22 protein-coding genes and 1 tRNA gene are annotated in these 21,512 nt (G+C 40.4%); 8 read left to right on the top strand and 15 right to left on the bottom strand.

The genetic code is table 11. From position 1 onward, the window contains the following. Nucleotides 1-230 precede the first annotated feature (230 nt). Nucleotides 231-1,634, top strand: a complete 1,404-nt coding sequence (gene lpdA / locus ABWO12_RS05915; RefSeq protein WP_353087848.1) for a dihydrolipoyl dehydrogenase — start codon at nucleotides 231-233, stop codon at nucleotides 1,632-1,634. 69 nt (nucleotides 1,635-1,703) lie between these two features. Here lpdA and ABWO12_RS05910 read toward each other — a convergent pair whose 3' ends face one another. The 6 genes from ABWO12_RS05910 to ABWO12_RS05885 all read right to left on the bottom strand — a co-directional run bounded on the left by ABWO12_RS05910 (nucleotide 1,704) and on the right by ABWO12_RS05885 (nucleotide 6,194). Next, nucleotides 1,704-2,093 carry a response regulator gene (locus ABWO12_RS05910; protein ID WP_353087847.1) on the bottom strand — a complete coding sequence of 130 codons (390 nt, stop codon included), beginning with the start codon at nucleotides 2,091-2,093 and terminating at the stop codon, nucleotides 1,704-1,706. 4 nt (nucleotides 2,094-2,097) lie between these two features. Next, nucleotides 2,098-3,225, bottom strand: a complete 1,128-nt coding sequence (locus ABWO12_RS05905) for an ATP-binding protein (protein ID WP_353087846.1) — start codon at nucleotides 3,223-3,225, stop codon at nucleotides 2,098-2,100. Nucleotides 3,226-3,250: 25 nt separating this feature from the next. Beyond that, nucleotides 3,251-3,796, bottom strand: coding sequence for a heme NO-binding domain-containing protein (locus ABWO12_RS05900; RefSeq protein ID WP_353087845.1), 546 nt, complete (start codon nucleotides 3,794-3,796; stop codon nucleotides 3,251-3,253). Nucleotides 3,797-3,964: 168 nt separating this feature from the next. Further along, nucleotides 3,965-4,843, bottom strand: a complete 879-nt coding sequence (locus ABWO12_RS05895; RefSeq protein WP_353087844.1) for a hypothetical protein — start codon at nucleotides 4,841-4,843, stop codon at nucleotides 3,965-3,967. Further along, on the bottom strand, nucleotides 4,843-5,220 hold the full coding sequence (locus ABWO12_RS05890) for a DoxX family membrane protein (protein ID WP_353087843.1): 378 nt from the start codon (nucleotides 5,218-5,220) through the stop codon (nucleotides 4,843-4,845). Before ABWO12_RS05890 ends, ABWO12_RS05895 begins: the two co-directional genes overlap by 1 nt. Before the next feature lie 77 nt (nucleotides 5,221-5,297). Beyond that, nucleotides 5,298-6,194 carry a DUF4349 domain-containing protein gene (locus ABWO12_RS05885; protein ID WP_353087842.1) on the bottom strand — a complete coding sequence of 299 codons (897 nt, stop codon included), beginning with the start codon at nucleotides 6,192-6,194 and terminating at the stop codon, nucleotides 5,298-5,300. Between the two features lie 175 nt (nucleotides 6,195-6,369). On the opposite strand from ABWO12_RS05885, the gene ABWO12_RS05880 reads away from it, so the two are divergent. Genes ABWO12_RS05880 through ABWO12_RS05870 form a run of 3 tightly spaced genes read left to right on the top strand, consistent with a single transcriptional unit; the run spans nucleotide 6,370 to nucleotide 10,977 of the window. After that, on the top strand, nucleotides 6,370-7,659 hold the full coding sequence (locus ABWO12_RS05880; RefSeq protein WP_353087841.1) for an anthranilate synthase component I family protein: 1,290 nt from the start codon (nucleotides 6,370-6,372) through the stop codon (nucleotides 7,657-7,659). A 16-nt stretch (nucleotides 7,660-7,675) separates the two neighbouring features. Then, nucleotides 7,676-8,983, top strand: a complete 1,308-nt coding sequence (gene tilS / locus ABWO12_RS05875; protein WP_353087840.1) for a tRNA lysidine(34) synthetase TilS — start codon at nucleotides 7,676-7,678, stop codon at nucleotides 8,981-8,983. Beyond that, entirely contained in the window at nucleotides 8,980-10,977 is a 1,998-nt protein-coding gene (locus ABWO12_RS05870) for a protein-disulfide reductase DsbD family protein (RefSeq protein WP_353087839.1), read from the top strand. Before tilS ends, ABWO12_RS05870 begins: the two co-directional genes overlap by 4 nt. A 35-nt stretch (nucleotides 10,978-11,012) precedes the next feature. On the opposite strand, the gene ABWO12_RS05865 is transcribed toward ABWO12_RS05870, so the two are convergent. Next, nucleotides 11,013-11,213 (bottom strand): helix-turn-helix transcriptional regulator, encoded by a 201-nt coding sequence (locus ABWO12_RS05865; RefSeq protein WP_353087838.1) that lies wholly within the window; start codon nucleotides 11,211-11,213, stop codon nucleotides 11,013-11,015. Then, on the bottom strand, nucleotides 11,203-11,682 hold the full coding sequence (locus ABWO12_RS05860) for a hypothetical protein (RefSeq protein WP_073364394.1): 480 nt from the start codon (nucleotides 11,680-11,682) through the stop codon (nucleotides 11,203-11,205). The genes ABWO12_RS05865 and ABWO12_RS05860 overlap by 11 nt, the downstream gene beginning before the upstream one ends. Before the next feature lie 201 nt (nucleotides 11,683-11,883). Here ABWO12_RS05860 and ABWO12_RS05855 point away from each other — a divergent pair, with 201 nt between their 5' ends. After that, nucleotides 11,884-13,419, top strand: a complete 1,536-nt coding sequence (locus ABWO12_RS05855) for a YifB family Mg chelatase-like AAA ATPase (RefSeq protein WP_353087837.1) — start codon at nucleotides 11,884-11,886, stop codon at nucleotides 13,417-13,419. Nucleotides 13,420-13,430: 11 nt separating this feature from the next. Beyond that, nucleotides 13,431-14,351, top strand: a complete 921-nt coding sequence (locus ABWO12_RS05850; protein WP_353087836.1) for an alpha/beta hydrolase — start codon at nucleotides 13,431-13,433, stop codon at nucleotides 14,349-14,351. Here the strand turns inward: ABWO12_RS05850 and ABWO12_RS05845 are convergent. Both ABWO12_RS05845 and ABWO12_RS05840 read right to left on the bottom strand, forming a co-directional pair. Next, nucleotides 14,348-15,679: a hydroxymethylglutaryl-CoA synthase family protein gene (locus tag ABWO12_RS05845; RefSeq protein WP_353087835.1), complete on the bottom strand. Its 1,332-nt coding sequence runs from the start codon at nucleotides 15,677-15,679 to the stop codon at nucleotides 14,348-14,350. The two genes, ABWO12_RS05850 and ABWO12_RS05845, sit on opposite strands and share 4 nt — an antisense overlap. Nucleotides 15,680-16,116: 437 nt before the next feature. Continuing rightward, nucleotides 16,117-16,190: transfer RNA gene (locus ABWO12_RS05840), tRNA-Arg, on the bottom strand. Nucleotides 16,191-16,371: 181 nt separating this feature from the next. On the opposite strand from ABWO12_RS05840, the gene ABWO12_RS05835 reads away from it, so the two are divergent. Next, nucleotides 16,372-16,884: an adenine phosphoribosyltransferase gene (locus tag ABWO12_RS05835; RefSeq protein ID WP_353087834.1), complete on the top strand. Its 513-nt coding sequence runs from the start codon at nucleotides 16,372-16,374 to the stop codon at nucleotides 16,882-16,884. Here the strand turns inward: ABWO12_RS05835 and ABWO12_RS05830 are convergent. From ABWO12_RS05830 to ABWO12_RS05815, 4 genes are all read right to left on the bottom strand, one after another. Continuing rightward, the gene (locus tag ABWO12_RS05830) at nucleotides 16,878-17,021 is read right to left on the bottom strand and encodes an SsrA-binding protein (protein ID WP_353087833.1); all 144 of its coding nucleotides are present in this window, start codon (nucleotides 17,019-17,021) and stop codon (nucleotides 16,878-16,880) included. The genes ABWO12_RS05835 and ABWO12_RS05830 overlap by 7 nt on opposite strands. Nucleotides 17,022-17,072: 51 nt before the next feature. Beyond that, on the bottom strand, nucleotides 17,073-17,981 hold the full coding sequence (locus ABWO12_RS05825) for a hypothetical protein (RefSeq protein WP_353087832.1): 909 nt from the start codon (nucleotides 17,979-17,981) through the stop codon (nucleotides 17,073-17,075). Nucleotides 17,982-18,069: 88 nt separating this feature from the next. Beyond that, nucleotides 18,070-19,803 (bottom strand): M56 family metallopeptidase, encoded by a 1,734-nt coding sequence (locus ABWO12_RS05820; protein ID WP_353087831.1) that lies wholly within the window; start codon nucleotides 19,801-19,803, stop codon nucleotides 18,070-18,072. A 1-nt stretch (nucleotide 19,804) separates the two neighbouring features. Continuing rightward, entirely contained in the window at nucleotides 19,805-20,164 is a 360-nt protein-coding gene (locus ABWO12_RS05815) for a BlaI/MecI/CopY family transcriptional regulator (RefSeq protein WP_073364719.1), read from the bottom strand. A gap of 126 nt (nucleotides 20,165-20,290) precedes the next feature. Here ABWO12_RS05815 and ABWO12_RS05810 point away from each other — a divergent pair, with 126 nt between their 5' ends. Continuing rightward, on the top strand, nucleotides 20,291-20,833 hold the full coding sequence (locus ABWO12_RS05810; RefSeq protein ID WP_353087830.1) for a hypothetical protein: 543 nt from the start codon (nucleotides 20,291-20,293) through the stop codon (nucleotides 20,831-20,833). A gap of 219 nt (nucleotides 20,834-21,052) precedes the next feature. Here ABWO12_RS05810 and ABWO12_RS05805 read toward each other — a convergent pair whose 3' ends face one another. Then, on the bottom strand, nucleotides 21,053-21,301 hold the full coding sequence (locus ABWO12_RS05805) for a helix-turn-helix domain-containing protein (protein WP_353087829.1): 249 nt from the start codon (nucleotides 21,299-21,301) through the stop codon (nucleotides 21,053-21,055). Nucleotides 21,302-21,512 lie beyond the last annotated feature (211 nt).

Raw genomic sequence — 21,512 nt, 5'->3', positions numbered from 1 at the left:
CCGTAAAGGAAAAAGCTGATATTTATCATAAAAAATAAAAATCTACGAAAACGTTTTCTTTGTAAATAGCTGAAAGTCAATTTGTTTTAAAAGCCTTTGGCGCGGAAGGGATTACTTTGATTTTGAAATCCATATGCGCTTGTTTTTTTCTTTTCATTCTGTAGAGGGGAACCCAAAAAACATTCGTAATTTTGGCCTACTATTTGTAAAATACAACAAAAATCAGTTCTATGAGTCAGTTTGATGTCACAATTATTGGATCAGGTCCCGGCGGTTATGTTGCAGCCATTCGTTGCGCCCAATTGGGATTCAAAACCGCAATTATTGAGAAATACCCTTCTTTGGGTGGTACCTGTTTAAACGTGGGATGTATTCCCTCCAAAGCCTTGTTGGCTTCTTCGCATTATTATGAAGAGTTACAACATTTTGCCGATCACGGTATTGAAGTGTCCGGGAAAGTGAAGGTCAATCTAGCCAAAATGATTGAGCGCAAGCAACAAGTGGTGGATCAAACCTGTGGCGGGATCAAGTTCTTGATGGATAAAAATAAAATTACCGTATTTGAAGGGGTAGGTTCGTTTGTCGATGCCACCCATATCAATGTGGCGAAGAATGACGGTTCAAACGAAGTAGTAGAATCAAAGTATTCCATTATTGCTACAGGTTCTAAACCTTCTACATTGCCCTTTATTACGGTAGATAAAGAACGTATAATTACTTCAACGGAAGCTTTAAAAATGGCCGAAGTGCCTAAGCATTTGGTGATTATTGGGGGTGGAGTTATTGGTATTGAATTGGGACAAGTGTATTTGCGTTTGGGCGCTCAAGTGTCAGTAGTGGAGTACTTGGATCGAATCATTCCGGGGATGGATGGCGCACTGTCTAAAGAATTGACCAAAGTGTTGAAAAAACAAGGTATGAAGTTTTACACTTCCCATAAAGTGAAAGAGGTAACCCGTAAAGGAAAAACAGTGACCGTTAAAGCCGACGATGCCAAAGGAAATGAATTGGTGTTGGAAGGCGATTATTGTTTGGTGGCCGTAGGTCGTCGTCCATATACTGAAGGATTGAATGCGGAAGCTGCTGGTGTAAAAATTACAGAACGCGGTCAAGTGGAAGTAAATGATCATTTGCAAACGAAAGCCTCCAATATTTATGCTATTGGTGATGTGATTCGCGGAGCCATGTTGGCGCACAAAGCGGAAGAAGAAGGGATAATGGTAGCCGAATTTATTGCCGGCCAACGTCCCCATATCGATTATAACTTGATTCCAGGAGTGGTGTACACTTGGCCTGAAGTTGCTGGTGTAGGGAAAACCGAAGAACAACTGAAAGCCGAAGGAATCGCTTACAAAGCAGGGAGTTTTCCGTTTAAAGCCTTGGGTCGTGCGCGTGCAAGTGCCGATTTGGACGGATTTGTAAAAGTTTTAGCCGATGCCAAAACCGATGAGATTTTAGGAATGCACATGATTGGTGCCCGATGTGCCGATTTGATTGCAGAGGCTGTTGTTGCGATGGAATTCCGCGCTTCAGCCGAGGATCTCACCCGAATGTCGCATGCCCATCCTACTTTTGCAGAGGCCATTAAAGAAGCTGCTCTTGCCGCTACCGACAATCGGGCTTTGCATGTATAACAGTATTTATTAATACAACAAACCCCGATGGCATTTCGACATCGGGGTTTGTTATGACTTCAATTTTACTTAGGAGGCACAAACATGTTGCACCATTTCACGGGTCATGGGTTTGTTTAAATATTCTGTTACGGATTTATATTGCTTGATTCGCTCGATATCTTCATGATTAATCGAAGATGTGAGAACATAAATCTGAATGTTTTTTTGCAAATATTTTGGTTTTTTCTCCAAAGCCTCCAAAAAGCCAAATCCGTTGAGAATGGGCATGTTCAAGTCCAGGAAAATCACATAACGTTGGTCAACCACGGATTCCATAATAGTTTCAATCACGTTGAGCGCTTGGCTTGCATCATTAAAAAGGGTTACCGATGAAGTACAATTCCCCATTTCGAGGTACATTTTTCCTAATTTTAAAAATAGCTCGTCATCATCAATGATGTAAAAGTGTGTATTCATGAGATTATTCGGTTTTTTGATTAGGGAATTTTAGTGTAAAGGTGGTACCTTCATTTTTTATGGATTTTACGGTGATTGTTCCTTTGAGATAATGCACCATTTCTTTGATGATATACAGTCCAATCCCATTGCCTTGGGATTTAATCGAGGCGCGATAGAAAAGTTTAAAAATGTTTTCCAAATTTTTTTTATCAATGCCTTCTCCATTATCTTCAATTATAAATATACAAGAACTAGGGTCGGTATGAATACTTATTTTGATAAAATGAGTATCACCCAAGGTGGGTCGAGCGTACTTAATAGCATTGGAAATCAGATTATTAACTATGGTTCGAATACGAAAATTGTCCGAATGAAAAGGGGTGGTTTCATTAATCGAAAGGTGAATGGGGATTTTGGTGTCATATATAACAGTATAGTTATGATGACTTTCATGGATAAGTTCTTCCCAATTTATAGGTGTAAATTTTAAGGCTACTTTCTCGTTTTTTGACAATTCATTCAAATGAATAATTGTTCGATCCAACCTTTTTAAGGTGTGTAAAATCTCTGGTAGTTCTTCCAACACCATTGACTCAGGCAATTGAAGCAAACCAATACTAGCCAACAGCGGGGCTCTAAAATCATGGGTAATCGCATAAATAATTGCGTCGAGTCGTTCGTTGACTTGTTGCAAACGTTCATTTTTCTGTTTTAAGTCAGAAATCATCTTGCTGTTATCTTGTAAATTAAGCAAGTTTTGATTAAGCATTAAAATCGTGTCAATAGCCGAATCATGTTGTGCAAAATCGGTCACAAACAAGTTGTGTTGTTGTAAATCTTCGACCGACATTAGCCATGGGGAACCGCAAAACCATAGCTCGTCTTCATTTTCATGGTGAATGATAAACTGCCCTTTAAAGCGAATTTTTTTTGGATGGTTATGCAATTCCAAAATAAACACTTGATTCATGAATTCAACGATGGATTTAAATGTGTATGTAATTCCAAAGTTGGGTCTAATGAATTTGAAGTGGTCTTCAAAACGGCCTTTTTGAACCAAAAATTTTCCCATACTCAGGCCATATTCGACAATATTGAGTTTTTTGTCGATCCGAATGTAAAATGGAAAAAGTTTTTTTAAGGTTTGCATTATGGTCAATTTTGGAGCGTCGGATTTAGAAATGAAGTAAGAAAATACTCTTGTTGTATTCGTCTTCTAACTTGGTTTCCTTCAAATCTATTGTTATAGGGGTTTCAAAAAAAGTGCTCAACCCTTCAAGTATCCCATGGACAAAAGGTTGTAATCCAGGTCGTTTTGAGAAATATTGTAATTCCAAAGAAGTATCGGAATTCTCCATTACCTTAAATTCAGGCGGTGTGATTTCGGGATAATAAAGCATTACCCGACTGTGGAAGTTAGGTAGATTTACTAAAAACTCGCGCAGACCTTTCCCCGCCGAGTGCAACAAAGCTGCATATTTTTCAGCGGCAATAGTTAGCACCCAATATTTTCCAAATTCAAAAAGTAAGATCTCAATATCTATATCTAAAGTCTTGGAAGCATTCACAACTAATTCATAAGTCACAGAATCGGAATAATTATGGTTGTTGTAAAAAGTGGTATCTGAACACTGTGAGGCGATACGAATATCTTCCCAGGCTTCAGGACCAAAACGCTTGGTGATTAATCCTTCGATGGCTTGATTGACTACTCCGTGCATAATTATATCTTTTTTCTAAAATTAAGAAAAAAAAACTTACAAAAAAAATAGGAATTAGATAAAATAAAATGATGTAATATTTTGCCCTTTATTTTTGTAGAGAAAATTTTTAAAACACTTCTTAAAAAAGTTACATATTAGCCCTGAAAATTAACAAAGTAGCATTTTTTATAGTTTTTTCATCTCATGCGAGGGGCGATTGTTCCAATTTCTTTCCAATTGTTGTATGAATAAATGGTATTGCGAACCTGAATTAGCGTTTAGGTCCACTACTTGACGCCATTCTTTAAACTTTTCCTCCTTTTTTTGAAGGTAAAAATAATAGGCCATACTCGAACCAATCTCGCTTTTTAATCCTTTATCTTTCGTTTTTTCCAAACATTGTTGGTAGGTTTTTTCTGCCATCGTTACCATGCCCGAATTTAAAAAGGCAAAAGCTAATTCCTTGTAAAATAGTGGTTGCGAAGCATCATTTTCGAGTGCTTTGGTCAATAAAGTAATTGTCAAATCGTACCTACGAATGCCGTTGTAACTGTAGGCCAATTCCAATTCAACACCATTATAATGCGGTTTTTTTTCATAGACCTTCTCCAATAAAACTTGAGCCCGTTCAAATTCTCGGTCCGCATTAAGTGCTTTTCCAGTGAAATAGTAGCGCTGAAATTCATCAGCTATATAATGGTATGAAAAACCCTGGGGTTGGAGTGGCAATTGCAATTTTTGCTGGTGTTCTTCACCTAATCGGGCCATTTTAAAGTTGTACGCCCGTCCCAATCGAATACGATTCAACTCTTGCGTATCAATGCCGTCGGGTACAATTTCGTTGGAAGTGCCGAAATGAAAGCTCGAATGATAGTGGAACACAATGCCTTCTTGGGGTAAAACATAAAGATAGCCCGCTACAAATTGCCCTTGTTTTTTTAGAGAGGGAAATGCCACCCATTCTTGAACGGCATCTCCATAATGCACATCAAAAATTAGGTTGGTTTCCCTTTGCCCAAACAAACTGAATCCACTTAACCAGAAAATCAAACTCCATTTGAACATTATCGAATTTTTAAAAGCGATTGATAATTGCTCCAATGTTGTATGATTAAATACAAATTAGTCCCAAAAACAAAGAAAGCAATAGCTAAATTTTTGGGGTCTAAAAACAAGTGGACCAATGCAATATTGAGGCTTATTGGAAGTAAAACTAAGGGAGTGATTCGTGGAAAAAAACCACTGAGTAACGCCAAACCGGCGATTAATTCAATTCCTTTTACCAACGGGAGTAAGTATTGTGAAGCCATCAAACCATTCATAAAAAGCGCCATTTTCCCCACGGGAGGCTCAGGATTACCTAGGTTAAAAAAACAGGCAATGGAAGCAAATACCATTAAACCACCCAAGAGGATGCGGATAACCTGTGTGGTTAATTTCATAATGCATACGTTTTATGTACCAAAACTACAAAATAATATAAAACAAAAACCACCGGATTCCTCCGATGGTGTGGTTTTTACTTCCGTGCCCAACGCCGATAGCCCATATATCCTAATGTGCCTAGAACACCTAGCGGCCAAAAGAGTATGAGAAAAGAGAGTACCTGCTCCAAGGCCGACCATCCTGTTTTTGCATTTTCCCACAGTTGAAAACCCAAGGAGGGACGCAACCGTTCGGGTACATTAAAAAGCGCTTTTCGTTCGTTGAGCACCGCTGGTTCTTGATACAATGCCAAGGTGAGCGTGGCATAACTTACTTTATCGGTTAAAGCCAATTTCTCGATGAATTTACCATCGGCTTGGGCTTGCTTGTCGCTTCTTTCCTTTTCGGCAGTAATGATAGAGTTTAAACGGCCTTTATTCACATCGATTTTTTGCTCCAAACGTTCGGCACTTTTTTGATGCCGCTGCTGCTCAAACGTTTGATTCAAAAGTTGTAAAGTCACGTCCTCAGCACCTAGTTTTCGGTAATCCAAGTACACAATTTCTTGGGCAATGTGTTGCAAAACCGTAGGTAATTCTTGTTCAGGAATTCGCAACGTGAGCGTGCTTTGGGTATGGTATTGCGTGGTGACCCAAACACTATCGGCGCTTACTTGCGTTTCTTCTTGGCGATCTACAACCGATTCCAAGTCGCTTTGTGTGACAAATCCTCCAGCGCGACTTACTGCTTGTTCAATGCGGTGGGTCGACTGCACTACATTGTTTACTTTGACCCGCGCATCGCCGCTACGGACAAACTTTTTTTCGGAGGAGGCTAAAGGTTTGGCGACTTCACTAGTCATTCCCTTTGATGCTACAGCCACCGAATCGGCAGTTTTTAGGGCTGCGGTGTGTTCGGCTTCATTCTTTTGACACCCCATAAGGGTAATTAACATTCCTGCACTCAACAGGAACAACGCCTTTTTTTTCATACAATAAAATTTAAAGTGATACAATAAGTGATTACGTGTATTTTTATTGAATAAAGTGAGTTAGGAATAAGTGAATACTAAAAATTATAATACGGTTTCAATCGTTAACTATAAAAATCGTGCCAAAGCTAACCCCCGTTTTTATACAACCTGAAAATGCATTACTTTTGACCGTATGCGAACCACCTTTCCTATAGCCATTGAAGCCACCCCATTGTGGAAAAAAAAGTTACTTCAGTATACGCAAGAAGCCCGCGAAGTAGTTTACCTCGAGTCCAATGCACAAACGCATTTGTATAGCGAGTTTGATTGGATTGTAGCGTGGGATGCTTTTACCGTTCGACAAACCGATACCCATCAAGCATTTGCCGAATTGCAAGCCTATCAGTCTCAAACCCGTGATTGGTTGTTTGGGTATTTGAGTTATGATTTAAAAAACGACACCGAAGCCTTATATTCCCATAATTTCGATGGCTTGGAGTTCCCCGATTTGTTTTTTTTTCAGCCTAAAAAAATAATATATTCCCTTAAAGGTCAGGTTTTTGGAGCTTATCTAAACGGATGGGTTGATGAATACGAAGCCGATCTAACAGCCATTGAGGCACAGTCGATCGCTTTTTCAACAACACCTTCCATTCCGTTACAAGCACGTATCTCGGAAAAAGCGTATCATGAGAAATTTAAGGAACTGTTGCACTACATCCAACAGGGGGTGATTTATGAGGTCAATTTCTGTATGGAATTTTTTCAAGAAGGCGTACAACTCAATCCTCAGGAGGTATTTTTTCAATTGAATGCGCGTTCCGAACCTCCGTTTGCCGTTTTTTTAAAGCAAGATTTCCGCTATTTACTTTCGGCGTCTCCCGAACGTTACTTACGAAAATCGGGCACAACCGTCATTTCGCAACCTATCAAAGGAACGGCGCGACGTGGACAAACGCCTGAGGAAGATGTGCAACTGAAAATCGATTTGCAACATAATGAGAAAGAGCGTTCAGAAAATATTATGATTGTCGATTTGGTCCGTAACGACTTGTCACGAACAGCCGAAAAGGGGAGTGTCGCCGTTGAAGCCTTGTGTGAAGTGTATACCTTCAAGCAAGTACATCAAATGATTTCTACCCTTCGCAGCACTGTGGCCGAGGATTGTCCCCCCGTTTCACTGTTACAAACCACCTTTCCCATGGGGAGTATGACGGGAGCGCCCAAAATTGCAGCCATGCAAATCATTGAAAAAGTCGAAGCAACAAAGCGTGGAATTTACAGTGGGGCAGTGGGGTATTTTACTCCAGAAGGCAATTTCGACTTTAATGTGGTTATTCGCAGTATTGCCTACAATGCCCAAAAAGGCTATGTTTCTGTTTCCGTTGGGAGTGCGGTGACAGCCCTAGCTAACGCCAAGGATGAATATACCGAGTGTTTGTTGAAAGCAAAAGCAATGCAAGACGTATTGGGCGGCAAATAAATCCGTATCTTTGGGTATGTTAAACGCTTTTCAACACCATATCAACCAAAGTTTTCCATTTTTACAACACCACCGTTGTCTCCTCGCGGTGAGCGGCGGAATCGATAGTATGGTATTGCTCGCCTTGTGCCACCAGTTGGATTGGACCGTGGGGGTAGCCCATTGTAACTTTGGTTTACGCGGTGCAGAAAGCGATGCCGATGAGATTTTTGTAAGAGAGTATTGCCGAGAAAACCGCATTCCCTTTTTTGTCAACCGTTTTAACACGGCCGTTTTTGCCGAAGAAAAAGGTTTATCCATACAAATGACAGCCCGCCAGTTGCGCTACGATTGGTTTGAAACCTTACGGGTGAGGGAAGGATATGATTATGTGTTGACCGCCCACCAAGCCGATGATGTGTTGGAAACATTTTTGATTAATCTCACGCGTGGTACGGGTTGGGACGGACTTACAGGGATCCCCGCACAAAACGGAACCATAGTGCGTCCGCTTTTACCCTTTCCGCGAACAATGATAGAAAATTATGCGGCGGAATACCTTATTTCATGGAGAGAAGATTCGAGCAATGGAAATTCCTACTACCAGCGAAACGCCCTTCGGCATGAAGTGGTCCCTGTTTTAAAAAGCATGAATCCAGCTTTGTTGGAAAATTTTCAAAAAACCTTGTCGTATCTCCAAGAAACGAAAACCATGGCTGATTGGGCTGTAGCTCATTTTTTAGAACAGCATCTTTCCCAACATGGCAACGAATTTCATTTGGCCATTCGCCCCCTCAATAGTGTGCCTTCATCTAGAGCGTTGTTATATTATTGGCTCCGAAGTTATGGATTTACGGCGTGGGAAGACATTTATCAATTACCTTTCGCCGAAACTGGGAAGCAAGTGTTGGCGCCTGATTTTGTTCTTTTCAAAAACCGAACTCACTTGGTATTGGCGGCTCGGCATGAACAACGCGTGGAGGTGTATACAATTGATCGTACCCAGTTGAATCTTAATTTTCCCCTAAAATTGACGTTTTGTAATGTAAGTGATATTCAAAAAGTATCGGCTTCAACTATATTTGTAGACGCTGATTTGCTGGAGTATCCGTTAACGCTTCGCAAATGGCAAGAAGGAGACCTTTTTCATCCCTTTGGATTGCAAGGCACCAAAAAGCTGAGTAAGTTTTTTAAGGATGAAAAGTTTAGCCTAACCGATAAAGAACGGCAATGGTTATTGTGCTCTGGAAACAAAATAGTGTGGGTGATTGGCCAACGGGCTGACGACCGCTTCAAAGTGACGGAAAAAACACAAATGATACTAAAAATTACTCTTTCCGAATGAAAAATTTTTGCTTAGCGATACTTGCACTTCTGACCAGCTTCACAGCTTTGGGTCAGATCAAAACTCCTGTCAAATGGACCTCCAAAACCGAAAAACTTTCTGAGACCGAATTTAATTTAATTGCTATCGGAACGATAGAAGAGGGGTGGCATGTGTATTCTCAATTTACGCCCGAGGGAGGTTCACTGCCCATGGTACTTACCTTCAAAAACGCCAAAGGCAATTATGAATTAATCGGAAAAGCCAAAGAAAGTCCGTACAAAAAAGTATATAGCGATATTTTTGAAGTTGATGAATACTTGTTCGAACACAAAGTGGTGGTGACCCAAAAGGTAAAAGTGACCAATCCGAAGTTGAAAACAATACAACTTAATCTCGACTATCAGGTTTGTAAAGAGCAGTGTATTAATGATAATAAGCTTTTTACCTTCGAAATACCAGAAATTAAACCCGCGGATACTTCCACTTCAACTTCTCTCGAAGATAAATTAGTTGTGGCCAACGATACCGCCAAAGCAACCACCAAGGCTCCCGTTGAAAAAGCCATAGCCACAGTTAAATCAGCGAAAGGCGCCATAGAAGATAAAAGTATTTGGTCGATTTTCTTTTTATCTTTTTTTGGGGGATTTGCAGCCTTGCTAACCCCTTGTGTATTTCCAATGATTCCAATGACCGTGAGTTTTTTTACCAAACAGAGTAAGAACAAAGCCCAAGGGAAAAAGAACGCGATTATTTATGGAGTGTCCATTATTTTGATCTATATCTTACTCGGGTCTCTAGTAACCGCCATCTTTGGTGCAGATGCGCTTAATGCTTTGTCCACTAATGTATGGTTTAACCTCATATTTTTTGCTTTATTACTCTTCTTTGCGGCTTCATTTTTGGGTGCTTTTGAGATTGTACTACCTAATTCGTGGGCTAATAAAGTAGACCGTCAAGCGGATCGTGGGGGATTGATTGGAATTTTATTCATGGCTCTCGCTTTGGCTATCGTTTCGTTTTCGTGTACGGGTCCCATTGTAGGCACCTTACTTGTGCAAGCAGCCTCCAAAGGCGGTTTAGCACCACTTATTGGTATGCTTGGTTTCTCTTCAGCGTTGGCTTTGCCATTTATGTTATTTGCTTTATTCCCCGGATGGATGAATTCGTTACCCAAGTCTGGCGGCTGGTTGAATACGGTGAAAGTATCCCTCGGATTTTTGGAATTGGCTTTGGCTTTCAAATTCTTATCCAATGCCGATTTGGTATTGCAAAAACATTACTTTGAACGCGAATTATTTTTAGCGGTATGGATTATTATTTTTGGAGCTTGGGCGGTGTATTTATTTGGAAAACTAACCTTACCCCACGACAGTCCTGTTACCCATTTATCGGTGGGACGACTTTTTATGGCTCTACTGGTTTCCATTTTCACCTTGTATTTAATCCCAGGATTGTGGGGCGCTCCTTTAAAACTCATCTCGGGTTTTCCACCTCCAATGCACTACAGTGAGAGTCCCAACGGATTGACAGGGGGTGGATATACAGCAATAGGTACTTTGCCTGCGGGCGCACATGTAGGCCCTCACGGAATTATCGCTTTTGATGATTACAAAACAGGATTGGCGTATGCTAAAAAAGTAAACAAGCCTGTGCTTGTTGATTTTACGGGTGATGCTTGTGTAAACTGTCGTAAAATGGAAGATTTTGTATGGTCCTCTGATAAAATTTTACCTACATTAAAAGATAAAGTGGTCCTCATTTCATTGATTTGTGACCGAAAAATTGAATTGCCAAAAGCACAACAATACATCTCAAAAACCACAGGAAAAGAGATAATAACAATTGGTAACAAATGGAGTGATTTTCAGATTACCCGTTACCAAAATAATGCACAACCCTTGTATGTTATTCAATCGCCCGAGGGCAAAGATCTCAGTGCTCCCGTGGGGTACACTCCCGATATTCAAGAGTATCAAAAATGGTTGGAAGACGGCATTAAAAACTTCAAGTAAAACTAAAATCCCAAGTGCTCCTTGGGATTTTTTTTTTAATCTTCCTCTTCCAATTCAAAGATTTCTTCTACCGGTTGTTCAAAAAAACGACTCAATTTTAGCGCCAACACCGTAGAGGGAACGTATTTTCCTTTCTCCATCGCATGGATCGTTTGCCGACTGACCTCAATGTGTTTCGCCAATTCTTCTTGTGAAATGTTTTTGATGGCCCGTAAGATTTTCAATTTATTCTTCATGATCAGCCGATTTAGATACGCAATAGATACGGTAATGAAAACGCAAGATAAAAAAGAATAACAAGGTAAATAAATTATGAATCAGCACATTCATGTAAGCTACCCCAAATACAAAAAGCGTCGTAAACAAAATGATTCCGTAGTTGAGGTAGGTTGCCCAAACCAAACTCTCATAGCGTAGGCTGGCAATCATTTCATCCTCATTTTTCATTTTTGAAAATCCCACCAAAAGTCCACCCCCAATAACCATTACCGTCAAAAGTTCGTCTGCAATTCCATTTTCCACCCATTCAAACCAACCCGAAGTTCCTAGAAAAGGATCACTATACAACGCCCAAACTTGGGTTTGTAACAAATCGTCTATGCTTAGGTTCAAAAACGATCCAATAAGCACCAAAATAATCCCAGGAATGAAAAGCAACCATCCCACAATTTTCCATGAATTTGGAAATAAAAAATTTGTTTTCATCGTAAAATAATTAAAAAGAACATTTCAAATGTAAAGTATATTTTACATATAGACAAATAAAATTTACAAAAAGTTAATTTTATTTTACTTTACAACTTCCGCAGTATTGAATTTGCGACCAAAATGGCAGCGGATGTTTTATTTCTAGAAAAAATAAGTACCTTCGTAGGTATAGTATTAGCCTAATTTAAATTACATGCCATGTTAGTAAAAGTTTTTGGTAGCGCCGTCTTTGGAGTAGAAGCCACCACCATCACTGTAGAAGTTAATGTTGATAAAGGAATCGGGTACCATTTGGTGGGTCTCCCCGACAATGCCATCAAAGAGAGCAGTTACCGCATTGCGGCCGCATTGAAAAATAACGGATACGAATTGCCCGGTAAAAAAATCACCATCAATATGGCACCTGCTGATTTGCGCAAAGAGGGTTCGGCTTACGACCTGACGTTGGCTTTGGGAATTTTGGTAGCGAGTGGCCAATTGCAAACCGATTTTTTGGATCAATACATCATTATGGGCGAATTGTCGCTCGACGGTGGCTTGCAACCCATACGCGGGGCTCTTCCCATTGCCATTAAAGCCCGAGAGGAAGGCTTTAAAGGAATTCTTCTGCCGCAACAAAACACACAAGAAGCGGCCATAGTGGATGATTTGGAGGTCTATGGAATCGAAAATGTCTTGCAAGTCATTGATTTTTTTTCGGGAACATCCACGCTCAAACCCGTCACGGTCAATACACGGGATACATTTTTTCAAGCCATAGAATTTCCAGAATTTGATTTTGCTGATGTCAAAGGACAAGAATCCATCAAACGGTGTATGGAAATTGCCGCAGCAGGAGGGCATAACATCATTCTCATCGGTCCCCCGGGCGCGGGGAAAACTATGTTAGCCAAACGGTTGCCGAGTATTTTACCTCCTATGACCCTACGCGAAGCACTTGAAACTACCAAAATTCATAGTGTGGCAGGGAAAATCAAAGAGGTGGGACTCATCAGCCAACGCCCCTTTCGGAATCCGCATCACACCGCCTCGAGCGTATCCTTGGTAGGAGGAGGGAGCTACCCGCAACCAGGGGAAATTTCTTTGGCGCACAACGGTGTCCTTTTTCTGGATGAGTTGCCCGAGTTTAAACGGGAAGTGCTCGAAGTAATGCGGCAACCGCTCGAAGATCGAGAAGTTACCATTTCAAGAGCAAAGTTCACCATCACCTATCCGTCATCCTTCATGTTGGTTGCGAGTATGAATCCGAGTCCGGGCGGATTTTTTAACGATCCCGATGCGCCAATAACGACCTCACCTGCCGAGATGCAGCGCTATTTGAGTAAAATCTCGGGTCCTTTACTCGACCGAATTGACATCCACATTGAAGTTACCCCTGTGCCGTTTGACAAGTTGGCCGATACACGCCGTGCAGAGAGCAGTACTATGATTCGTCAGCGGGTGATGGCGGCACGGGATATACAAACCCAACGTTTTGCTGAACATCCCAATATTCATTACAATGCACAAATGAGCACGCAATTGATTCGAACCTATTGTGAATTGGATGCATCCTCATTAACTTTGCTCAAAAGCGCGATGGAACGACTCAATTTGTCGGCCCGTGCTTATGATCGAATTTTAAAAGTAGCCCGAACCATTGCTGATTTGGAGGCCCATCCCATGGTAGAAGCAGCGCACATTGCCGAAGCCATTCAATACCGCAGTTTGGATCGCGACGGATGGTTAGGGTAAACCCAAAGACTATGAAATATTTGTTTTTTTTTATCGGGTTGACCATGATGTCGTTGCAAGCCCAAGAAGTGCCTAAGGTAGTATCAGGGACCCTAGAGCGATTAGCCGATTTTCCGTCCCAATATGTAACCGCCCGCCATGTCGATGTGTGGTTGCCTGAAGGCTATACAGAAGCTAAAAAGTATAGTGTGCTCTACATGCACGACGGGCAAATGTTATACGATCCCAACACCACTTGGAACAAGCAGGCCTGGGAGGTGGATAACGTATTGAGTGAACTCGCCCTAACGGGAAAAATTCAGGATTGCATTGTGGTAGGCGTATGGAATGGGGGAGAAACACGTCATGCGGATTATTTTCCTCAAAAACCCTTTGAACAGTTAACTGCGCTGCAACAAGATTCGCTCTATCAGGTGAACCGTCCCAATGGGAATTCGGTTTTTCAAAAACACCTCGTGCAATCGGATAAGTATTTGAAGTTTTTGGTGAAAGAACTTAAACCCTATATCGATCGCCATTATGCGGTCTATACCGATGCTTCCCACACGTTTATTGCGGGCAGTAGCATGGGCGGGTTGATATCGATGTATGCGCTTTGTGAGTATCCAAAGGTGTTCGGGGGCGCTGCCTGTTTATCGACTCATTGGCCCGGTGTTTTTTCGATGGAAAACAATCCAATTCCAGCCCAATTTATAGCGTATTTGCAAAAGCATTTACCTAAGACTAATTCCCGAAAAATCTATTTTGATTTCGGTACCGCTACCTTAGATGCGCTCTACGAACCCGTTCAAAAACAAGTCGATGCGGTTATGCGTGCTAAAGGTTGGAACGAATCGCATTGGATAACCCGAAAGTTTGAAGGCGAAGACCACAGCGAACTGGCTTGGCAAAAGCGATTGGCAATCCCTGTGCAGTTTTTGTTGGGACGTTAACGGAACCCATAATACCGCGCCCCTAATAAAACAGGATTCTCCTTTTCGATTTGTTCCAATACAAAGCCTTGGGGTGTGCCTACAGGTTCTGTAATTTCCTTTTTATGTAATTTTTCGTAGGTGTAAAAATCAATGGCTTTACGATGGTCTAGGGTTTCAAACAAACAAACGGCTTGAATCGCCTCCCGCCAACCGGGTTGTATTTGCCCTTCAAAGACTTTGGACTTTGAGCTGCTACCGTAGGCAATGAACCCGACCTTTTGACCTTCAAGTTCCTCGGTTTGTGCCGCAGCCTGACTCAATCCTGAGAGCATTCCTAGGAAAATAGAACCCGTGTAGAGATTTCCCATGACCCCTGAGGCTTTTTCACTGGGTGCGATTTTTTGAGCGACCAAAGAGCGATAAGCTTCACTTTTGGCAATTGCTTTCAAGTCCTCAGCGCCCGTTACTTTAGGATGTTTCTCTTGGGCATAAATACTGCTAAACGTGCGACGGGCTTGGAAGCAATAGGGCAAATGCATAAATAATTGCACCCAACCTTCAAAGTGAATTCCTTCTTGGGGGCGTAATTCCTTAAAATGTTGATAGGCTTCGGTAATGCGGTTGATGTAACACGTATTGGAATACTGGCCATCGAAAACGGGTTGTTCTTTGTAAAGGGTCACCTCATTTTCCAAAACACCCATCCATTCGGGATTGTCATTCGTACCCGTTATTAATGCTTTTGATACCGTTTGGCGCGGTTTAAAAAAATCAAACACCCCTTCCGTAGCAATGCCGGTAACATTATCCATCGCCACAATACGCGGATGAGCGCTAATTAATAGGGCTAGGGCACCAGCGCCTTGGGTATATTCACCCGAGGAACCCAAATCGTATTTTGCAATATCTGTAGTGACGACTATGGCTTTTTGCATAGGGTGGAGCCGCACATAATCGATACAACTTTGTAAAGCATCGACACCGCCAATGCAAGCGAATGTGTGATCTACGGTGTCACAATGTTTGAAAGCTCGTGACCCATAACGGGATTCAAGCAACGAAATGATGTACGAGCCAATGGGTTTTGAACTGTCAACACCGCTTTCGCTACCCACGTAAATTCGGGCAATCGACTCGGGAGATAATTGCGTTTGTTCCAACAAACGATGCACTGCATTGGCCGCAAAGGTGACCACATCTTGCGAAACATCGGGAATGGCCATTTGATATAAGCCCAATCCTTGGGTCAGTTTATCGGCTTCAATATGGCGTTGTTGCGCCAATTCAGGTATAGGAAGGTAGAGTTGAGGGAAATCAAAAGTGATGTAATCAATACCAATACGCATAGCTTTTTTTGGGTAAAATTACATACCTAGACGTAAAATAAGGTATGAGATTTTCGAAAATTAGCACAGATTGTAACGAATTACGACATCAATAAAATTGCTGTTTTTTAATTAGGAGAATGATAAAAATGAGGGTGAATTTTTATTTATTTAAAAGTAGCGTAAAGGTGTTGCTATCTTGCAAAACTCCTGTTTTAAATTCTTTTCGAAAGCCCTAGTAATTTAGTTCGGGAAAGTAAAATTACAATTAAAGCGAGATAACCTTTATGGAAATCCCGATTTTCAAAAAGTTTTATCGGAGACTAGTGATAAAATATAAAAAAAATAAACTATTTATATAGATTGTAAAGAGTTATGATTATGGTCACAGATTAGCCACACAAAAATAAAAAAAATCCCGAACTCTTGAAAATCAAGGGGGTTCGGGATGTTCTTCGTGACCTCGACAGGATTCAAACCTGTAACCTTCTGAGCCGTAATCAGATGCGCTATTCAGTTGCGCCACGAGGCCGTTATTTTCCGACATTTGCCTTCTGAGTCGAAATCAGTTGCGCTAATCTCCCGATAATTCGGGGGCGCCACAAGGCAGATTGTATAATGAAGCAATACAATTTGTAAGTGCTTTATTGCGGGTGCAAATATAGGCATAAATGTGTAACTTGCAAGCGTATTTTTGTAAAAATCCCAAAAAAATGAACTTAGAAAACTATATTCGTGATATTCAGGATTTTCCCAAGCCGGGAATTGTATTTAAAGACATTACTCCATTACTTTTATCTCCTGAAGGCCGAAATCATTGCTTGCAACAATTGGTTACCGCTGTGGTGAAACATCCCATCGATAAAGTAGTGGGTGTGGAAAGTCGGGGATTCTTTTTTGGAACATTAGTAGCCGATCGTCTTGAAGCCGGATTTGTCCCTGTACGTAAACCACGAAAGCTCCCCTTTCAAACCATTTCAGAGTCGTATGCCCTCGAATATGGCTTTGATAGCCTAGAAATTCACGCTGATGCTATTCAACCCGGCGATCGCGTACTCATTCATGATGATGTATTGGCTACGGGAGGGACGGCTGCAGCTGTTTGCCGATTGGTAGAGCGATTGGGTGGAGAAGTCGTCTTATGTTCGTTTTTGATGGAACTCACCTTTTTAAACGGGCGACAGCAACTCGATAATCGTCCCATTCATGCGGTCGTGACTTATTGATTTATTGCTCTAGTGGTGACATAGTACCGCCAAGCCAGAATGACAAGCTGCCACTTTTTCGCTTTGGCAGGATCCAATTCCAGTTTGGTAAAACTGGGTAAAAACAAGCGATTACAACGCGCTAGAAATCGAAACATATTTTTTTTGGTAAAAATAAAAAAAGACCCTGAATCAAGGGTCTTTTCATGTTATGCTTTTTTTGCTTTAGCTGGCGTCTCTTTTTTTTCTTTTTCCAAAGCTTTTTTGGCTTTTTCCAACTCTTCACGGGCTTTCACCATTTCTTCTTTGGCAGCTTCTAATTCTTTTCTCGTTTTTTCTAAGTCTTCTTCTGAAGGGCTGTCTTGAGAAAATTCACCACGAAGCGACTTTATTTTTTCTTTGAATTGTTCCAATCCTTCCGAATTGCGAAAATCAAATTCAAGGGGACTTCCTTCTCCAAATCCTTGAATGGACATTTTGTTGTTTTTCAAAATTTCATCCAACTCTTCTTTGGTATAATCATCACCGCCTTCTATCACTTTTCCATCTTCAATGACAAGAGGTTTTTTTCCATTTTCTTTGATAATCATTTTTGATTTTCCTGAAAAACCTTCGCCATTCCCAAAATTGAAATTGAATTCCTTCATATCGGGCATTCCTTCAATCGAAAATCCATTCCCAAACGGGCGCATGCTGTTACCGCCAAACGAACGGCCAAACATATCGTTCATCGCAATGATGTCATTGTTTTGCGCGGGTGAACCAAAACCAATAGTTCCGTTTTGTTTGAAAAGAACGATATCTGTAATGGGTTGATCTTGATCGTATTCCAAAGATCCTTTGTTACCTTTACGGTCTTTGTAATCTACTTTAATGGCCGTAATTTCTCCTTTGCTGTTCCGCTTTACACCCGAATATTTTACGGTTACACCATAATCCGCCAAAGCTTTTATGTCATCTTTCATCTCCTGATCGGGCGTATTTTTTCGCCAGGTCATGACAACATTATCGTTTTGGGATTCCGTTAGATCCATTTTGTTTTGTGCACTCAACAATTGAGCAAACAAAAGCACTACCACGAGGGTAAACCAATGAAATAATTTTACAATAACTGACATATACTTCGATTTTTGAATTGTTTTTGGTGGAACAAACTTAAAAAATAGCGGATTGCATCGCTAGACTTTGACAGTTTTTTAACGCGATTTAATTCTTTTTTAGTTTCGATTTTGTTTTTTCATATTCAACCTTTGCTTTTTCCAACTCGGCTTTCATTTTCAACATTTCTTCTTGCACTTTAGCCAAATCTTGACGGGCTTTTTCCCAGTCAGCTTGTGTGCTTTTATCTTCTGAAAGTACTTTTTTAATTTCTTCTTTGGCTCGGTTTACCGCTGCGTTTATTTCTTCTTCGTCTTTTATATTGTCACTGGTAACTACTTTTTTGGTGATAATTTTTATGACGCCATTTTTACCCATTTCCAATGCCTCCGGACTATTTTTAAACACACTCATTGAAGCAATGGTGTTTGGGTCTAACGAGTTTAGGTCAAAATCGACATCCATCATTTTCCCATTGATGAAAACCAAAGGCTTGTCAGAAGCATCAATTTTTCGAATGACAATTCGCTCTCCATTTTTGGGTTGACTTGCATTGTCAGTATCGTTAATGATGATTTCGGTACCGTCCTCATTACGGATAATACGTTCCTCAATACGAATTTCTTTTCCTTGAATGTCCTCTTTATCGACTTTGGAAGCGATAATGCTTTCCGATTTGGGTGCTGCAAATCCGATGTACTTGTCCGATTTGATAAATAATATAGGTTTAATCCCTGTTTCTGATTTAACCGTGGTTTCTCCTTCTGCATCATCTGTACGATATTGAACCCGAATTTGGGAGATTTTGCCTGCGGCATTGCGTTTTAGTTTACTATACTTTAACGTAACCCCTTTTGATTTTATCCGTTCAATGTCTTCTTTGATTTCGGCTTCGCTGGTGTTTTTATCCCATCGAACTTGGTACATTTCTTCAAAATGCGATTGTGTGGTGTAGGTAACTTTCCGCTCTTGTGCGACTGTTTTTACCTGAAAAATAAGCATAAAACCTACTAATGCTGGCAGCATGATACCGTATTTCCATAAATTACGGCGTTGCGATTGTTTTTGTTGTAACATGAGAATTCGTTTTTTGATTAAAGATTGATTAAAAGGATTGGTTAAAGAGTGCGCTTGTTTTCCCGTGGCTACTTTGACCAATGTTTTTTGATACACAGTGGGGGATTGCAATTGTTCCATGGCTTTTTGGTCGGCCAAAAATTCTAAGTTTTGCGCGATGGCTTTTTTGTAACGCCAAGCCAAAGGATGAAACCAAAAGAGTCCACAATACAGGTGTGAAAGCAATATGTCGATGGAATGATATTGATTGCAGTGAATTTTTTCATGCAAAACAATACTCTTGCGTTCTTCTTCTGAATACAATTGATTGTTGATAACTACATAGTTGAAAAAGGAAAAAGGAGTGACTTCTTGTTGCACATTCACTAGGCGAATTGAAGCCTCCGAAGTCACCGGATGTTTTTTCAAAAATACAAGAATTGAAATTAGCTGCACTAAAATACGTCCGATGATAACCAAGGCGATTATTACATATCCTCCCATAATTAGCGTTGCCCAATCCAATGTCGCTTCAGGAGTCGAGGAGAGGGATTCCGGGGATTTTGCCATTGCCATCCATTCTTCCATGGACCATTGCGGACGTTCAACGTAGATCGTTTTTGTCCATGTTAAAAGGGGGAAAAAGGCCGAAACAAATAAACCACTCAATAGAAACCAACGGTTGCTAGAAAAGAAGGTTTCTTTTCGCAATAAAAAATAATAAACCGCATAAAAACAAGTGAGTAGCCCTGCTGACTTTAATCCATAAATGAATAGTGATTCCATACTACGATTTCTTTTCAATTAAGGCTAAAATTTCTCGTAATTCGTCGGCAGAGATTTTTTCTTCTTCGGCAAAATGCGAAACCAATTGCTTGTAGGAATTGCCAAAATAATTCGCAATCGCCGTTTTCATGAATGTTTTTCGGTAATCTTCCAACGCGATGATGGGAAAATATTGATGGGTATTTCCAAAGGCCGTATGCCCTACATACCCTTTATCTTCCAAATTACGAATTATGGTCGATAGTGTATTGTAGTGCGGGGTATCTTCAATAATTTCGGCTTGCACTTCTTTAACAAAAGCCTTTTTCAGCTTCCATAAAATATGCATGATTTCTTCTTCTTTATTCGTCAATTTTTGCATGTAAATTTCTATTTTTAAATGTTGATTCAAACTTATAACTATTTTTTTAGTTAACAAACTAATATTATAGTTATTTAACTATTTTTTTAGAAGTTCTATTTTTTCAACAATGATTATCTTTGTACAATGAGCCGTAAAATCTACCATCGACATAATTTTCATAAGTATACGTATTGTGTATTTCAAGAAGTCGATTTTGCGCTTGTCAAAGGTGTACAACCCGATTATACCAGTGCAACGGGAAGTACGTACTATTTTACAAACGCGGGGGTTTATCGTCATTCCAACCATTGGGGTCGTGCGGCCAATTGCAAATGGCGATTAGCATCGCACCAGTCATCACGTTATTCTGGCCGAGTACTTGGGTATGCTAACTGGTCTGATTTCCTCCCGGACAATGATAGTGAAAAGTTATACGCTATTGAAATCGACTTTACTAGTCAAACCGCTCATTATTATCATAAGTTTAGTAAAGATTTTCCCGAAAGCACCGTTTTTCGTACGGCTCCTGAAACGCTCAAGCGGTTGAAAGTCATTCGTCAGCATCTAAAAGATAATAAATGGTTACGGTATTTTGAGGGTGATCCTACAGCAATACGACAACACATTTTGACCTTATGGAACACGGGAGCCGAATCTTTAGAAATGATAAAAAGAGGGTTCTTTTAACGGAGTGGTTGATTTGATGAGCTGCTGAGAAACTAAGCCCCTTAGCCTCAGAGCCCCTTACTGGAGCTGATTACGGCTAACTGAACACTGCTGACTGTTCATAGTAGACTGCTAGTCCCCAAAGGGGAAAAAGTTTCATGATTTTAAATTGTAAGTGACTCAGAAGCATCCTTCCAACCAAAACCCCTTCTAAATATTTCGCCTGGGGTTTCCCTCTAACTAATCTTTTGTATTAAGCAAAAACAAATCAGCTACCGACACACCCAATGATTTAGCTATTTTAAGCATAGTTGAAACTTTCATCTCTTGCTTCCCTTTGATGTACTTTCTGAGGTTTTCAACATCAAGATCTGCATCATGAGCAACTTCTCTTGTTTTTAGACCTTTTGCTTTTATAATCGCTTCTATACACTTTCCAAGACTAATTATTTCAGGGTTAAGTGGTGTTTTTCGAACTCTCTTTTCCATAATGGAAAATTACTTTCGTCTAATTAGATGCATGTGATTGTTTGCAATAAGTTGTATGTAACTGATTTTTTTTATATTTGAAAAAAAATTAACCAAAATTGAAATTGAATTCCTTCATATCGGGCATTCCTTCAATCGAAAATCCATTCCCAAACGGGCGCATGCTGTTACCGCCAAACGAACGGCCAAACATATCGTTCATCGCAATGAT

Origin of the sequence: Flavobacterium sp. (genome assembly GCF_040379285.1) — a bacterium.
Classification (GTDB): Bacteria; Bacteroidota; Bacteroidia; order Flavobacteriales; family Flavobacteriaceae; genus Flavobacterium.
Note: the sequence above shows the minus strand (reverse complement) of the source record. Positions and strands in the feature narration are given on the sequence as shown.

What these genes read in the sequence shown, in the direction of transcription:
- ABWO12_RS05835 (WP_353087834.1), top strand. Translation starts at nt 16,372, where the DNA reads ATGAACTTAGAAAACTATATTCGTGATATTCAGGATTTTCCCAAGCCG.
- ABWO12_RS05825 (WP_353087832.1), bottom strand. Translation starts at nt 17,981, where the DNA reads ATGTCAGTTATTGTAAAATTATTTCATTGGTTTACCCTCGTGGTAGTG.
- ABWO12_RS05850 (WP_353087836.1), top strand. Translation starts at nt 13,431, where the DNA reads ATGAAATATTTGTTTTTTTTTATCGGGTTGACCATGATGTCGTTGCAA.
- ABWO12_RS05890 (WP_353087843.1), bottom strand. Translation starts at nt 5,220, where the DNA reads ATGAAATTAACCACACAGGTTATCCGCATCCTCTTGGGTGGTTTAATG.
- ABWO12_RS05895 (WP_353087844.1), bottom strand. Translation starts at nt 4,843, where the DNA reads ATGTTCAAATGGAGTTTGATTTTCTGGTTAAGTGGATTCAGTTTGTTT.
- lpdA (WP_353087848.1), top strand. Translation starts at nt 231, where the DNA reads ATGAGTCAGTTTGATGTCACAATTATTGGATCAGGTCCCGGCGGTTAT.
- ABWO12_RS05910 (WP_353087847.1), bottom strand. Translation starts at nt 2,093, where the DNA reads ATGAATACACACTTTTACATCATTGATGATGACGAGCTATTTTTAAAA.
- ABWO12_RS05810 (WP_353087830.1), top strand. Translation starts at nt 20,291, where the DNA reads ATGAGCCGTAAAATCTACCATCGACATAATTTTCATAAGTATACGTAT.
- tilS (WP_353087840.1), top strand. Translation starts at nt 7,676, where the DNA reads ATGTTAAACGCTTTTCAACACCATATCAACCAAAGTTTTCCATTTTTA.
- ABWO12_RS05880 (WP_353087841.1), top strand. Translation starts at nt 6,370, where the DNA reads ATGCGAACCACCTTTCCTATAGCCATTGAAGCCACCCCATTGTGGAAA.
- ABWO12_RS05885 (WP_353087842.1), bottom strand. Translation starts at nt 6,194, where the DNA reads ATGAAAAAAAAGGCGTTGTTCCTGTTGAGTGCAGGAATGTTAATTACC.
- ABWO12_RS05865 (WP_353087838.1), bottom strand. Translation starts at nt 11,213, where the DNA reads ATGAAGAATAAATTGAAAATCTTACGGGCCATCAAAAACATTTCACAA.
- ABWO12_RS05830 (WP_353087833.1), bottom strand. Translation starts at nt 17,021, where the DNA reads ATGTTTCGATTTCTAGCGCGTTGTAATCGCTTGTTTTTACCCAGTTTT.
- ABWO12_RS05900 (WP_353087845.1), bottom strand. Translation starts at nt 3,796, where the DNA reads ATGCACGGAGTAGTCAATCAAGCCATCGAAGGATTAATCACCAAGCGT.
- ABWO12_RS05815 (WP_073364719.1), bottom strand. Translation starts at nt 20,164, where the DNA reads ATGCAAAAATTGACGAATAAAGAAGAAGAAATCATGCATATTTTATGG.
- ABWO12_RS05845 (WP_353087835.1), bottom strand. Translation starts at nt 15,679, where the DNA reads ATGCGTATTGGTATTGATTACATCACTTTTGATTTCCCTCAACTCTAC.
- ABWO12_RS05905 (WP_353087846.1), bottom strand. Translation starts at nt 3,225, where the DNA reads ATGCAAACCTTAAAAAAACTTTTTCCATTTTACATTCGGATCGACAAA.
- ABWO12_RS05870 (WP_353087839.1), top strand. Translation starts at nt 8,980, where the DNA reads ATGAAAAATTTTTGCTTAGCGATACTTGCACTTCTGACCAGCTTCACA.
- ABWO12_RS05855 (WP_353087837.1), top strand. Translation starts at nt 11,884, where the DNA reads ATGTTAGTAAAAGTTTTTGGTAGCGCCGTCTTTGGAGTAGAAGCCACC.
- ABWO12_RS05860 (WP_073364394.1), bottom strand. Translation starts at nt 11,682, where the DNA reads ATGAAAACAAATTTTTTATTTCCAAATTCATGGAAAATTGTGGGATGG.
- ABWO12_RS05820 (WP_353087831.1), bottom strand. Translation starts at nt 19,803, where the DNA reads ATGGAATCACTATTCATTTATGGATTAAAGTCAGCAGGGCTACTCACT.
- ABWO12_RS05805 (WP_353087829.1), bottom strand. Translation starts at nt 21,301, where the DNA reads ATGGAAAAGAGAGTTCGAAAAACACCACTTAACCCTGAAATAATTAGT.